Below are 13,322 nucleotides of genomic sequence, written 5' to 3'. Positions count from 1 at the left end.
GCTGGCACGATCCGCGGCCGTGGGTTGCCCTTCGTCACCACCTCGGCGCGACCCCTGGCGGGCGACCGGTGGGTCGGCATCGACGAGCGGGCCGCCGCTCGATCGGTCGCCGAGCACCTGACCGGCCTCGGTCACCGACGGGTCGCCCTGCTCGGCCACGATGTGCTACCCGACGCCCCCACCGGGCCGCTGCGGGTGACCGGCGTCGCCGGTGTGCCGCATCCCACCACCCGTGACCGGCTGGCCGGCTTCGCCGACGCCTTCGCGGCGGTCGGCGTCGGCTGGCCCGAGATCACGGTGCTCACCGCCCCCGACAACACCCGGGTGGCCGGCGCCGCAGCCGTCCGGGAACTGCACGCCGGGTCCGAGCCGCCGACCGCGCTGCTGGCCTGTTCCGACGTTCTCGCACTCGGCGCACTCGACGTGCTGCGCACCGCCGGCCCGGCCGCGCGGCGGGTTTCGGTGACCGGCTTCGACGACATCGCCGAGGCCGCGCCGGCCGGGCTGACCACCGTGCGCCAATCCGGCGAGGACAAGGGGCGCAGAGCCGCCGCGCTGCTGCTCGATCCGCCGCCGGACGCCACCACGCGCGAGATTCTGCTGCCCACCACGCTCGTGGTCCGGACCAGCTCCGGACCCGTACCGAGGAGTTGACCATGGAACAGCCCGCCGGCTTCGTCTTCGCCGTTGACGCCGTCACGCGTCACGTGATGTCCGCCCGGCCGGACGCGCCAGTCCGTCCCGACCCGCCCCGCGCGGTGCGGCTGGTGGCCACCCGCCGGCTCGCCGCCGGGGCTCTGCGCCGGCTCGCCGACCAGATCCAGCCGGCCGCCCGGCCGGCACGGACCACCTGCACGCAGTAGCGGTGGTCGGCGTGCACCATCCGCCTGCCGGCCCTGACCGGCGGGTGGGTGGTGCGCCGGGTGGGGAGCAGGCAGACTGGAGGCCCATGTCGCCGTTCACCCCCAGCCTGCGGTTGCACGACCGCTACGTGCTGCACGACCGCATCGGCCTCGGCGGAATGTCCGAGGTGTGGCGCGCCGAGGACGAGATCCTGGGCCGAGAAGTCGCGGTGAAGGTCCTCGCCGGCACGTACGCCGTGGACCCGGACCTGCGGGCCACCATCCGGCGCGAGGCCCGCGCCGCGGCGCGCCTGGCTCACCCGCACGTCACCCAGGTCTACGACTACGGCGAGGCGGCCCTGGCCGGCGGCACGGTCGTGCCGTACCTGGTGATGGAGCTGGTCGACGGGCAGAACCTGGCCGACCGGCTGGCCGCCGGGCCACTGGACTGGCAGCCGGCGTTCCGGATGGCCGCCGAGGTCGCCGCCGCCCTGGCCGCCGCGCACCGCATCGGCGTGGTACACCGCGACATCAAGCCCGGCAACGTCATGCTCACCGAGACCGGTGCCAAGGTGCTCGACTTCGGCATCGCCGCGCCCACCGGTCCAGAGCAAGCCGGGTCCGGGCCCGCCGACGGCACCATCATGGGCACGCCCGCGTACACGGCACCGGAGCGGCTGAGCGCCGACGTGCCGGACCCGGCCAGCGACCTCTATGCCCTCGGCGTGCTGCTGTACCGCGCCGTGACCGGTGAGGTTCCGCTGCCGGTGCACAGTTGGGAGGACGCGGTGGTGGTGCACACGCGCCGTCCACCGGTACCGCCGCTGCGGGCGCCGGGCCTGCCGGCCGAATTCGCCGAACTGGCGCGGGCCTGCCTCGACCCCGACCCGCAGCGACGCCCCACGGCCGGGCAGGTGGCCGCCCGGTTCCGTGCCGGGGCCGCCGGTGCTGCGGCGGGCCCGTCCACCGCCGTGCTGCCTCTCGTGTCCGCTACGGCGGCGACCGCCAGCAGTCACGACGCGGCGGACGACTCCGTCACCCGGCCGCTGCCGGGACATCCACCGACCCTGGTGGCGGCTGCCGGCAGCTGGCCCGCGACGGCCGGGGCCGGTGGTCCACGCCGGACGACGGCACGCGGCGCAGGGCCGCAGCGCCAGCCGCGGCCGGCCCGACCGCCCGTGGGTGCCCTGGTGGCGGCCGGGCTGGCGCTGCTCGTCGGCCTGACCGCGGTGTTCGCCCTCGGCGACCGGGACGACGGGACGCGGGCTGCCGCACCCAGCGCCTCGTCGGCCGCCCCGCCGACCACGACCGCGCCCGCCGCTCCCACGCCCAGTGCCACGCCGCCGACTGACCGGCCGGCGCCGGTGAGCCTGCGGCAGGCGGCTGCCGAACTCGTCGCGTTGCTCGCCGCGGCACAGCTCACCGGCGAGATCGACAACAAGGCCGCCGACCGGCTCCGCAAGGAGTTCGGCGAGTTCGTCGGGGGCCGGCCGAAGGATCACGAGAAGCAGATCGAGGACCTCCGGGACCGCCTCGACCACGAGGTGGATCGCGGGCGGCTCCCGGAGGACGTCGCCGGCCGGCTGGACGATCTGCTCGACCGGCTGGAGACGACGCTGCCTGCCGACGACTGACTCCTGCCCGATGTCAGGTCACCGTCGTGCGGGTGAACTCGCCCGGCGCGGTCCCGGCCCGGGCGAGCACCGACCCGTCCGGCGCCCAGATCGCCGACCGTCCGGCCGCCTCGGAGTAGCCGCCGCCGGCCGAACCGGCGAAGCTGATCGATTTGCCGGACCCACCGGAATTCACCCGATAGTGTCGCTGACTGTGAGAGTCCCCGGCCTGGCCGTCGCGCTGACCGCCGTGCTGCTGGCGTCGCCACTCGTCCCTGCCGCCACCGTCGCGGCACCGCTGCCGTGTCCGCGTCCGGCGCCGCCCGCTCCCGGTCCCACACCATCGGTGACGCCCTCGCCGGATCCGGTGCAGCGGGCCCTCGGCGGAGCCCGGCTGGCCACGCCCGGCCTGGTCGTGCCGCCCGGTGTGCCGCCGCCACCCGAGGTGGCCGCCACCTCGTGGCTGGTGGCCGACCTGGACAGCGGCGAGGTGCTGGGCGGCTGTGGCCCGCACGAGTACGCGACACCGGCCAGCGTGCAGAAACTGCTGCTTGCCGCGACCATGCTGCCCCGACTGGACCCGGCCGACCTCGTCACCATCACCGCAGGTGACCTCGACATCGAGCCGGGTAGCTCGGCCGTGGGGTTGGTCGACGGCGGCCGGTACCGGGTCGACACGCTCTGGCTGGGGCTGTTGCTGCGCTCTGGCAACGAGGTGGCGAACGCGCTGGCGCGCCTCGGCGGCGGCGCGGACGGCATGGCCGGCGGGCTGCGGGCGATGAACGAGCAGGCCAGGCTGCTCGGTGCCTACCAGACGCATGCCGCGACCCCCTCCGGCCTGGACGGTCCCGGGCAGTTCACCAGCGCGTACGACCTCGCGCTGATCGCGCGGGCCTGCTTCGGCGACGCCGACTTCCGCCGCTACGTCGCCGCCCGGGAGGCGGTCATCCCGGCCCAGCCGAGGCAACGCGCGAAGAGCTTCACCATCGACAACGACAACCAGTTGCTCTACCACTATCCCGGCGCGCTGGGCGGCAAGACCGGGTACACGGACCTGGCCCGGCACACCTACGTCGGTGCCGCCGAACGAGGTGGGCGGCGACTCGTGGTCACCCTGCTCGGCGCGGACGTGATCGACAAACGGGGCTGGCAGCAGGGTGCCGCGCTGCTCGACTGGGGATTCGCGCTGCCCCGGACCGCCTCGGTCGGTGTGCTGGTAAGCCCAGGCGCCGCCAACGCCGCGGCGCCGTCCGCTTCGCCGCCGCCCGCCTCGGTACCGCCGCAGGCGCTGCCCGGCGGCGCGTCCGGTGCCGAGCAGGGTGACCAGCTCGTCTTCGCCGGACAGCTCCGATCGGCCTCCCTGATCGGCCTCGCAGTCGGCCTAGCTCTGCTCGTGGCCGGTTTGTTTGGCTGCCGGGTGCGCACCGCAGGCAAGGCGATTTCGTCCCGCAGGGTGTGACCGTGCAGGTGTCCCGCCCGCCGTCGGCCTGGCGTAGACGGGTGGCGAAACTGGCCACGGGCGTCGCGGTGGCGTTGGTGGTGGCCGGGTGCGGGCGGGCGACGCCGGAGCCGCCACCGTCGCCCCGGCCGTCGCCGGCGCCGCCGCAGCCCGGCCTCGTGGTGCTGTCCGAGATGGATCAGCGCATCCTCTCCGACATCAGGTACGCCACGGCGCACAACTTCACTGGCCGGCCGGTGGACGGCTACCCGGAGGCACTGTGTCTGCTCACCACCCCGGCCGCCGAGGCGTTGCGCGGGGTACAGGATGCCGCGCTGGCCGCCGGGCACAGCCTCAAGGTGTACGACTGCTACCGCCCCACGCGCGCCACCGACGACTTCGTCCGCTGGGCCGGCGAGCCCGGCCAGGACGCGATGAAGACCGAGTTCTACCCCTCGGTGGCGAAGTCGGAGCTGTTCGACCTCGGGTACCTCGGCGCGCCCAGCGCCCACAGCCGGGGCAGCACCGTCGACGTCACGCTGGTCGACGTGCCGGCGCCCGAGCAGCCCCGGTACGTCCCGGGGCAGCCGCTCGTCGCCTGCACCGCCGGCCGTGCCCAGCGCTTCGCCGACAACAGCGTCGACATGGGAACCGGCTTCGACTGCTTCGACCCGTCGGCGCATGTCGGCTCGGCCCGGATCGACGCCACCGCCCGGGAGAACCGGCGGTTGCTGCGGCAGCTGATGACCGACGGCGGGTTCGTCGGCTACGACCGGGAGTGGTGGCACTTCCGCTACCGGGACGAACCCTGGCCGGACACCTACTTCGACCTGCCGGTCGCCCGCTCCTCGGCCGGCTGACCGCGACCACTCCCGCCGGGACGTCCTCGACAGCCTGCGCTGACGCAAGAAGGCCGGAGGGACCTGCCCAAGCCTGCGGTTTCTCGGCGCGGCGGGTGGACACCACCTAGCCAGCGCGCCCCCGATCGGCCACCTCACCCCACCGCCTGTGGGCAGGCTCACTGCGCCTACGCGCGTTGCGCGACATCGGTGCGCTGCCGTGGGTGCAGGGCGTCGCGGTCATGCCGGACGTGCGCTTCGGCAAGGGCGCCACCGTGGGCTTGGTCATCGCCATGGGCACGCTCGGCGGTGGGAACCACTTCATCGAGGTCTGTCTGGAGCAGGGCGGCGTCGGCCACGGAAGGGTCTGGCTGATGCTGCACTCCGGGTCCCGCAACATCGGCAAGGAACTGGCCGAGCGGCACATCGCGGTGGCCCGCCGGCTGCCGCACAACGCCGGCCCGCCCGACCGGGACCTGGCGGTCTTCCTCGCCGGCACGCCGGAGATGGACGCCTACCGCCGGGACCTGTGGTGGGCGCAGGAGTACGCGCGCCGCAACCGTGCGGTGCTGCTCGCCGTGCTGATGAACCTGGTGCGGGAGCGGTTCCTGCGGGTCGGCTACAACGAGCCGATCAGCTGCCACCACAACTACGTATCCGAGGAGCACTACGAGGGGGTGGACGTGTTGGTGACGGGTAAGGGAGCGATCCGGGCGGTCCGCGGTGACCTGGGCATCATCCCCGGGTCGATGGGCACCGGCTCGTACATCGTGCGGGGCGCCGGCCACGAATGGGCGTACTGCTCGGCCTCGCACGGGGCGGGGCGGCGGACGTCCCGGGCGCAGGCGAAGCGGACGTTCAGCGTCGAGGACCTGGCGGCGCAGACGTCGGGTGTCCAGTGCCGTAAGGATGCCGGCGTGGTCGACGAGATCCCCGGCGCGTACAAGGACATCAACGAGGTGATGGCACAGCAGCAGGACCTGGTCGAGGTGGTCGCGCACCTCAAGCAGGTAATCCGCGTGAAGGGTTGACAGGTTGGACCGGCGCCCGTCGGGGGGCGGGCGCCGGTCGTATCCCGATGCGGGTTCACGCGCACTCCGGCCGGGCCGAACTCGGCGTCCCGTCTCTTGGTCAGTAGGTCCGGGGCGCCTTGCCCGCCCCGTAGAGCCAGGCGCGAGACTCGCGACCAGATGGAACGGTGCCTTCAGGTAGACGTCGACGGTCAGGCAGGCTCCTAGCCTCCGTTCTCGGAGTGTTCCAACGGGTGTTCCAATCCGTGCCCTTCTCTGCGGGCGTGCGTCGTCCGCACGTCCTGCCGATGCGTGAGTATCTATATCTCAAGGGTCCGACGCCAAGGTCAACACCGAACGCGAGAATGGCTCATCAATGGCCGGTTGCCGGCGTCCGCCCACCTGAGCCGCCCCCGGTGTGACCGGGGCGGATGTGGTACGCCGGATCACGCCGGACCGCAGCGGTCGAGCAGGATCGCGACCCCGTCGCCGGTGAGGTCCCCGCAGTAGGCTCCGCGCCCGGTCATCGCCATCGTGAGGGCGAGCGTCGATCCGGCCACCAGGGGCCCCGAGCCGGTGGTGAAGGGCCCGTCGTCCGCCGCCAGGCGCAACCCGCCGATCCGGCCCTTCGCGAGCACGGTGAGGTCGGAGCCGGCGAAGTACCCGGCGACCCGCGTGACGGTGCCGATCGGGTACGGGCGACGGATGCCCAGCGGTCGGCGGATGTCCTCGCCGTGCACGATCTGCTCCCCGAGCATCGCCAGCACCGGCAGTGGCGGCTTGGTGGTGCTGGCGATGACCCGCCGAAACCGGTCGAGGGTTTCTTCGGGGCTGACGCCCAACTGCTCGGCCAACCGCATGGCCACCTGTCGGTCGAAGTCGAACCGGCACCGGAGCACGCCCAGCATCCAGCGAGCCGGGGTGAGGCTCGCCGCTGCGGTGAGGTGGGCGAGAACCTCACGCACCGTCAACCCCGCACACAGCGACGGCGTCGACCAGCGGTCGGTGACCAGGCCGGTGAGGTCGGCCGCCAGTGCCGCCCGCTCGGCGTGGACCAGCGACCAGTCGTGGATGCGGTCGAGTTTCGTCGTCGGCTCGGTCATGTCGGTGGATCTCCTGTCGGGTCGGCGGTCGTGCCCTGTCGAGGAGAAGACTCCCGGCGTGGGGCAGAATCGTCGCTCGTGAACGACCATTCCTCGGAGCCGGGCGCCGCCGCGCCGCGCGGCGCCGACGATGCCGATCTCGTCCGGGCGCGAGCGGGGGACGATACCGCGTTCGGTCGGGCGGTGGCGCCGCTGCGCCGGGAACTGCACGTGCACTGCTACCGGATGCTCGGTTCCGTGCACGACGCCGACGACGCCGTGCAGGAGGCCCTGCTAAGGGCCTGGCGGGGGATCGGTCGCTTCGAGGGTCGCGGCTCGCTGCGGGCGTGGCTCTACGCCATTGCCACCCGCATCTGCCTCGACGCCGTCGAGACGCGCCGGCGACGCGCGATGCCGGTCGATCTCGGTCCGTCCAGCGAACGGGTGGTTCTCGACGGCGTACCCCGGACCGACACGGCCTGGCTGGGCCCGTACCCGGACGTCGGGGCGGCCGGCGGAGCGACTGGGCCGCATGCCCGCTACGAGCAGCGGGAAGCCGTCGAGCTCGCCTTCGTCGCCGCCCTGCAACACCTGCCCGGCAACCAGCGGGCCGCGCTGCTGCTCTTCGAGGTCCTCGGCTTCTCGGTCGCCGAGATCGCGGCGATGATGGGCACCTCCGTCACGTCGGTGAACTCGGCGTTGGCGCGGGCACGCCGGGTCGTCGCCGAGCGGGTGCCGGCACCGACGCAACAACAGACGCTGCGCGACATCGGAGACGCGCGACTACGACAGATCGTCACCGCGTTCGCGGCGGCGTTCGAACGCCAGGACGTGGACGCCCTGGTCGCGCTGCTGACCGAGGACGTCACGTGGTCGATGCCACCGCTGGCGCAGTGGTACGCCGGGCTGGACGCGGTCGTCGACTTCGCCGCACAGGTACCGCTGGGCCGCTGCCCCAGCTGGCGTCCCCTGTCAACCAGCGCAAACGGTCAGCCGGCCGTCGCGTTCTACCTGGGTGCCGACCGCATCAGTGAACATCATGGCTGGTCGATCACCGTGCTGACGCTACGCGGCGAACAGATCGCCGGCATCACCTCGTTCGTCGGCAGTGACTACTTCGCCCTGTTCGCACTGCCGTCCAGCATCGCCGGCGGAGCAGCCGCCGGCTAGCTCACCGGGGTGTCGTGCCGAGCGGCGCGGTGGCGTTGAGGGTCACCGGCACGGGGATCTCCCGGCACTTCTGCAGGCCGCCGAGCCCGGCTTCACCAGGGCGTGACCGCCGGGTAACAGGGGCGGGAGGTATGACGCTTTCGCGATGACAAACATCGAACGGTAAGGATCTATATTTACAAACATCGATCGCGACGTGTCGGCGCGCCGCGTAGTCCCCAGGGGAGTATCTGATGATCCGACGACAACTGCTGCGCGCGGCAACCGCCGCGCTGGCGGCGGTACTGGCGGCGACCGGTGTGCAGGTGGCCACCACCGCGACCGCCGCCTCGGCCGCCCGGACCGTCTACTACGACGCCAGTCGGGCCGGCGAGTTCCGGACCAACTTCGACCAGGCCGCGCAGATCTGGAACAGCCGGGTCAGCAACGTCCGGCTGGTGCCGGGTACGCCCGCCAACGTCACCATCCTGGTCGACAGCGGCTGGCCTCGGGCGCAGGTCACCGGGCTCGGTTCCGGCCGGATCTGGATGGGCTGGCAGGCGGTCAACCAGGGCTATCACCGCACCCGGATCGCCACCCACGAGTTCGGCCACATCCTCGGCCTGCCCGACCGGCGCACCGGACTCTGCTCCGACCTCATGTCCGGCAGCAGCGCCCTGGTCTCCTGCACCAACGCGAACCCGAGCGCCGCCGAGGCGAGCCGGGTCAACCAGCTCTTCGCCGGCAGCCGGAGCGCGTCGGAGGCCTCCGCCACGTACACCTGGACGGAGGAGGACGACGCGGACTTCGGCACGTTCGTGGTCGGTGGCCGGCCGGCCACAGAGAACTACCCCTGGCTGGTCTACACCTCCGGCTGCACCGGCACTCTGATCAAGGCCAACTGGGTGGTCACCGCGAAGCACTGCCCGACCCCGTCGTCGGTCCGGGTGGGCAGCACCAACCGCAGCAGCGGCGGCACGGTGGTCCAGGTGAGCCGGGCGGTCAACCACCCGAGCATCGACGTGAAGCTGTTCCAGTTGTCCAGCTCCGTCAGTTACGCCCCGGCGCGGATCCCGACCAGTTCCGGCGCGGTCGGCACCGCGACCCGGATCATCGGCTGGGGCCTGACCTGCCCGGTACGCGGCTGCGGCTCGGCACCGACGACCGCGTACGAACTGGACACGTCGATCGTGTCGGACAGCCGGTGCAGCGGCATCAACGCCACCTACGAGATCTGCACCAACAACCCCAACAGCTCCGGTGCCTGCTACGGCGACTCCGGCGGCCCGCAGGTGCGCCGCGTCAACGGAGTCTGGCAGGTGATCGGCGCGACCAGCCGCTCCGGCAACAACAACGCCACCTGCGCCACCGGCCCGTCCATCTACGGTGACCTCTCCTCCATCCGCTCCTGGATCAACACCCAGGTCGGCGGCCTCCCCGCCTGACGCTCTTGTCGATCAAGCAGTTGTGGCACCTGATGAAAGTCCCGATCCGGGGCAATCCGGGTGCCACAACTGCATGATCGACGGGGTGGGTGGCGGAGGTTCTTATGGCGGCGAGCGAGATCCGTCCGGGAAGGGTGCGGATGCCCGTCGGGGCGGGTGGTCGAGCGGGCGGAAGAGGGTGGGATAGTTGCTGGTCGTGAACAGGTATGGGGTATTGATTCTGCCCGCGAGCAATCGGGTTTACGCGGGCGCCGCCGTCGAGCTGACGCGGGCGGAGCTGGAAATCTTCGGCGGCTCGGTGCTCGGCGGGCGGATCGGTGCGGTGCGGACGGCGACCATCGGCGGGGCCCGCTACGTCACGTTCGACGTCGAGGGCGGACTGAGCGAGCGGGACGCCGCGCTGCTCGGCAACCTCTCCAGCGTGTACGCGCTCTTCGAGTTCGTCGATGACCTGCTGCGCCCGGTGCCGCTCAGTCGACTGGACCGTTTCGACGACGATCTGATTACCATTCAGAAGTACCAGGGCAAGACCAACGAGCAGTTCACCAAGCTGCTGCTCAATGTGACGCTGCTCGCCTCGGACTGGGCCGGTGACCTGCTGACCAGGCGGTTCCGGGTGATCGACCCGCTGTGTGGCCGGGGCACCACCGTCAACCAGGCGATGATGTACGGCTTCGACGCCGCCGGACTGGACCGCGACAGCAAGGACTTCGAGGCGTACCAGGCGTTCCTCACCACCTGGCTCAAGCGCAAGCGGATCAAGCACCGGGTGCTGGAATCCGGACCGGTACGCCGGGAACGCAAGGTCGTCGGCCGGCGGCTGCGGATGGAGGTGGCCGCCTCGAAGGAGGCGCAGAAGGCCGGCGACGTGCAGTCGGTCGACGTGGTCAACGCTGACACCACCCGGGTCGGCGAGTTCTTCCGGCCGGAGAGCGTCGACCTGGTGGTCGCCGACGCGCCGTACGGAGTGCAGCACGGCAGCCGTACCGCCGAGACGGGGCTGGCCCGCGACCCGCTCGCGCTGCTCGACGCCGCCGTGCCGGGCTGGGTGCGGCTGCTGCGCCCCGGCGGCGCTCTCGGCATCTCGTGGAACACCAACGTGGCCCGGCGCGAGGCCGCCGCCGAGCAGTTGACCGCCGCCGGCCTCACCGTCCTCGACCACGGCCCCTGGCAGGCGCTGAGCCACCGCGTGGACCAGGCCATAGTCCGCGACATCCTGGTAGCCCACAAACCCGGCCAGCCAAGCCCTCCCTCGCCGATCTAGGGACAACCGCTGCCAGGTGATCTCCTGCGACGGCGATTACCCCTAGATCGGCGAGGGGGCTAGCGGGGTTGGGCCTGGGGGCGGGTGTTGGTGGGGCCGAAGGCGGTGAGGAAGCGGTCGCGGAAGGCGTCCATCCGCCAGACCGGGGCGCTCGCGTCGGGGGTCAGACCCTCCTGCCAACCCCAGTCATCGATCCGCTCCAGTACCGTCGGGTCCTTGGCCACGATGTGGATCGGCACGTCAGGGCTGGGATTCTCGCCCGTCACCACCGGCGCCGGCTGGTGGTCACCCAGGAAGACCAGCACCGTGTCGTCGTCGCCGTACGTCTCCAGGTAGGAGATCAGGGTACGCAGCGTGTAGCTGACCGAGTGCCGGTAGCCGGTCCGGGCCTGCGCGGTCGGGGTGCCGATGATGCCCTGGCGGAACACCTCCCCGTCGTCGATGTCGTCCCAGCCGACCAGCGACGGCACTTTGGTCCACGGCGAGTGGCTGGAGACCAGGGCCAGCTCGGCCATCACCGGCCGGTTCCGCTCACCGGCGAGTTCCCGCTGGTGGAAGGCGTGCACGGCGAACTGGTCGGGCATCGGGGCGAAGGCGAACTTCGGACCCTGGTAGCCCAGGTCCGGCCCGCTGTAGAACTGCTCGTAACCGTAGAACGCCCCCTCCGGCCACGCCTGGTTCACTGCCGGCATCACCCCGACCGTCCGCCAGGCCGCCCGTTGGAACGCCTCGCCGAGGGTGAACCGGTCGGTGGCGAGCAGGTTGCGATGCCGCTGGTTGTTGTCGACCCACAGCCCGGACAGCAGGGTGGCGTGGGCCAGCCAGCTCGCCCCGCCGATGGTCGGTGAGGTGAGAAAGCCGCTGCGGGAGGCGAAACCAGCTGCCTCCAGCCGGCCCGCGCCGTCGTCCAGCACCCGCTGGATCGAGGCGAAATCCGGATCGATGACCGCGTCGCGGCCGTAGCTCTCCACGAAGGCGAACAGCACGTTCTTGTCGCGCAGCCCGGTCAGCAGCTGGTCGCCGGGCATGTCGCGGAACGGGTCGATCCCGACCTCGTCGGCGAACTTCTGGCGGTCGTGGAGCCGGTCGCGGATCTCGGCGGCGTGCTCGTAGACGACGGTGGTGGCGTTGCTGTCGGCCACCGGCATGGCGGGCAGGATGCGTATCCCGAAGGCGGCGACCACCGCCCACACCACGACCAGCGTCGCGACGGCCCGCGTGGTGCCGGTCCGGTGTCGGACCAGGAACCCGGACAGCCGTACGGCGGACAGTGCGGTCAGCACCGGCACGGCCAGCAGCAGCAGCCCGACACCGATCGCGATGCCGATCGCGCCGGGCCGGCCGATCGACTCGGCCACGAAGCCGAACGCCTCGTCGAGCAGCGACCAGTCCAGTACCAGGTCGAACGGGCGGCCCAGCGACGAGTAGAAGCCCAGGTCGCCGACCTTCACCACGGCGACGAGTCCGAGCAGTACCCCGGCCGCCACCGCCACCACCCGGCGGGGTCGGCCGGGCAGTGCGAGCAGGAGGGCGGCCAGCAGCAGCGCCTCCAGCGGGATGCGCAGGAACGCGCCGGGCTCCAGCTGCCACGGCCGGTTGGGTAGGGTCAGCGCGCCCAGCACCAGCATCGCGGCCAGGACCGTGACCACCCGGGTGGCGATCCGGTGCCGGCGGGTGCCCGGCTCGGTCTCGCCGTCGGCTCCGGGGCCGGGTGATCCGTCCTCGTCGGCCGTGCCTGGCTCGACGTCAAGCGGCGCGGTGGCGGGACCGGCGGGGTCGGCGCCGGGTACGGATCTCGGGTCGGAGATCGACAATGGGGTCTCCCAGGTCAGCGCAGCGACAGTACGGGCGCGGTGGACAGGTCACGGTCCTCTGCCCGCTCGGTCCGGCGGGCGCCGATCGGCACCGTCGGCACCAGCAGGGCAGGTACCGGCCGGACCGTCGCGGTCCGCCGCCGCCACAGCCAGGTGACGTCCCGCCCGAACGACTCGACCAGCAGGCAGAGCGCTGTCATCAGCACGAGGGTGGTCGCCAGGCCCGGCAGCACCTGGGAGGCGGCGACCGCGAGCATGATCCCCTGAACCGCGGCGACCACCTTACGCCAGTACCGGTGCGGCAACTGCTTGTTCATCCAGGGCAGTACCCAGCTGGCGGCGAGAAACGCGTACCGCATCACGCCGATGGCGAGCACCCAGATCCCGGCCGAGGGGGCGACGTAGAGGCTCAGTATCAGCACCAGGAACGAGTCGACCTCCATGTCGAAGCGGGCGCCGAGGGCGCTGACCGTCTTCGTGCGGCGCGCCACCTTGCCGTCGACGGCGTCGAGCGCCAGCGCTACCGTGGTCAGCGTCACCAGCACGGCCACGGGCGCCGGACGGCCGCCGATCAGCGCGTCGGTGATCAGCGCGGTCACCCCGCCGACCAGCAGACCGCGTCCCATCGTCACCCAGTCGGCCGGACCCAGTCGGTTCGAGCCGGCATGACGCAGGCCACGTACGAGCGCGAGGCAGGTCCCGGCACCGTACGCCAGGCCAGCCAGCCAGCCCGCGATGCCGAGATCGACCGTCGTGGCGAGCGCCACCAGTAGGACAATCTGGACAATCAACCCGATCTGCGGACCGGTTCGAACTGTTGACACAG

At 72.0% G+C, this 13,322-nt stretch carries 11 protein-coding genes and 1 pseudogene; 9 read left to right on the top strand and 3 right to left on the bottom strand.

What is annotated here, in order from left to right:
- Positions 1 to 24: 24 nt before the first annotated feature.
- The 3 genes from ACFHWY_RS07760 to ACFHWY_RS07750 all read left to right on the top strand — a co-directional run bounded on the left by ACFHWY_RS07760 (position 25) and on the right by ACFHWY_RS07750 (position 2,476).
- A complete protein-coding gene (locus ACFHWY_RS07760; RefSeq protein ID WP_416579420.1) occupies positions 25 to 654 on the top strand; it encodes a substrate-binding domain-containing protein in 630 nt (209 codons plus the stop codon).
- A gap of 2 nt (positions 655 to 656) precedes the next feature.
- Positions 657 to 863, top strand: a complete 207-nt coding sequence (locus ACFHWY_RS07755; protein ID WP_416579419.1) for a hypothetical protein — start codon at positions 657 to 659, stop codon at positions 861 to 863.
- 86 nt (positions 864 to 949) lie between these two features.
- Entirely contained in the window at positions 950 to 2,476 is a 1,527-nt protein-coding gene (locus ACFHWY_RS07750; protein WP_416579418.1) for a serine/threonine-protein kinase, read from the top strand.
- A 13-nt stretch (positions 2,477 to 2,489) separates the two neighbouring features.
- On the opposite strand, the gene ACFHWY_RS07745 is transcribed toward ACFHWY_RS07750, so the two are convergent.
- Positions 2,490 to 2,651, bottom strand: coding sequence for a hypothetical protein (locus ACFHWY_RS07745; protein WP_416579417.1), 162 nt, complete (start codon positions 2,649 to 2,651; stop codon positions 2,490 to 2,492).
- A gap of 18 nt (positions 2,652 to 2,669) precedes the next feature.
- On the opposite strand from ACFHWY_RS07745, the gene ACFHWY_RS07740 reads away from it, so the two are divergent.
- The 3 genes from ACFHWY_RS07740 to ACFHWY_RS07730 all read left to right on the top strand — a co-directional run bounded on the left by ACFHWY_RS07740 (position 2,670) and on the right by ACFHWY_RS07730 (position 5,763).
- A complete protein-coding gene (locus ACFHWY_RS07740) occupies positions 2,670 to 3,914 on the top strand; it encodes a D-alanyl-D-alanine carboxypeptidase family protein (protein ID WP_416579416.1) in 1,245 nt (414 codons plus the stop codon).
- A gap of 2 nt (positions 3,915 to 3,916) precedes the next feature.
- Entirely contained in the window at positions 3,917 to 4,753 is an 837-nt protein-coding gene (locus tag ACFHWY_RS07735; protein WP_416579415.1) for a M15 family metallopeptidase, read from the top strand.
- Between the two features lie 146 nt (positions 4,754 to 4,899).
- Positions 4,900 to 5,763, top strand: coding sequence for an RtcB family protein (locus tag ACFHWY_RS07730; RefSeq protein ID WP_416579547.1), 864 nt, complete (start codon positions 4,900 to 4,902; stop codon positions 5,761 to 5,763).
- A 425-nt stretch (positions 5,764 to 6,188) separates the two neighbouring features.
- On the opposite strand, the gene ACFHWY_RS07725 is transcribed toward ACFHWY_RS07730, so the two are convergent.
- Complete coding sequence (locus tag ACFHWY_RS07725; RefSeq protein ID WP_416579414.1) at positions 6,189 to 6,845, bottom strand: maleylpyruvate isomerase family mycothiol-dependent enzyme; 657 nt, start codon at positions 6,843 to 6,845, stop codon at positions 6,189 to 6,191.
- Positions 6,846 to 6,923: 78 nt separating this feature from the next.
- Here ACFHWY_RS07725 and ACFHWY_RS07720 point away from each other — a divergent pair, with 78 nt between their 5' ends.
- The 3 genes from ACFHWY_RS07720 to ACFHWY_RS07710 all read left to right on the top strand — a co-directional run bounded on the left by ACFHWY_RS07720 (position 6,924) and on the right by ACFHWY_RS07710 (position 10,682).
- On the top strand, positions 6,924 to 7,994 hold the full coding sequence (locus ACFHWY_RS07720) for a sigma-70 family RNA polymerase sigma factor (RefSeq protein WP_416579413.1): 1,071 nt from the start codon (positions 6,924 to 6,926) through the stop codon (positions 7,992 to 7,994).
- Positions 7,995 to 8,227: 233 nt separating this feature from the next.
- Positions 8,228 to 9,418 carry a snapalysin family zinc-dependent metalloprotease gene (locus ACFHWY_RS07715; protein ID WP_416579412.1) on the top strand — a complete coding sequence of 397 codons (1,191 nt, stop codon included), beginning with the start codon at positions 8,228 to 8,230 and terminating at the stop codon, positions 9,416 to 9,418.
- Positions 9,419 to 9,614: 196 nt separating this feature from the next.
- A complete protein-coding gene (locus ACFHWY_RS07710) occupies positions 9,615 to 10,682 on the top strand; it encodes a TRM11 family SAM-dependent methyltransferase (RefSeq protein WP_416579411.1) in 1,068 nt (355 codons plus the stop codon).
- Positions 10,683 to 10,741: 59 nt separating this feature from the next.
- Here the strand turns inward: ACFHWY_RS07710 and ACFHWY_RS07705 are convergent.
- Positions 10,742 to 13,320 (bottom strand): annotated as a pseudogene (locus ACFHWY_RS07705) (CDP-alcohol phosphatidyltransferase family protein).
- Positions 13,321 to 13,322 lie beyond the last annotated feature (2 nt).

This window comes from Micromonospora sp. LOL_024 (assembly GCF_048060415.1).
Taxonomy (GTDB): domain Bacteria; phylum Actinomycetota; class Actinomycetes; order Mycobacteriales; family Micromonosporaceae; genus Micromonospora.
This window is presented reverse-complemented; position numbering and strand designations above follow the sequence as displayed.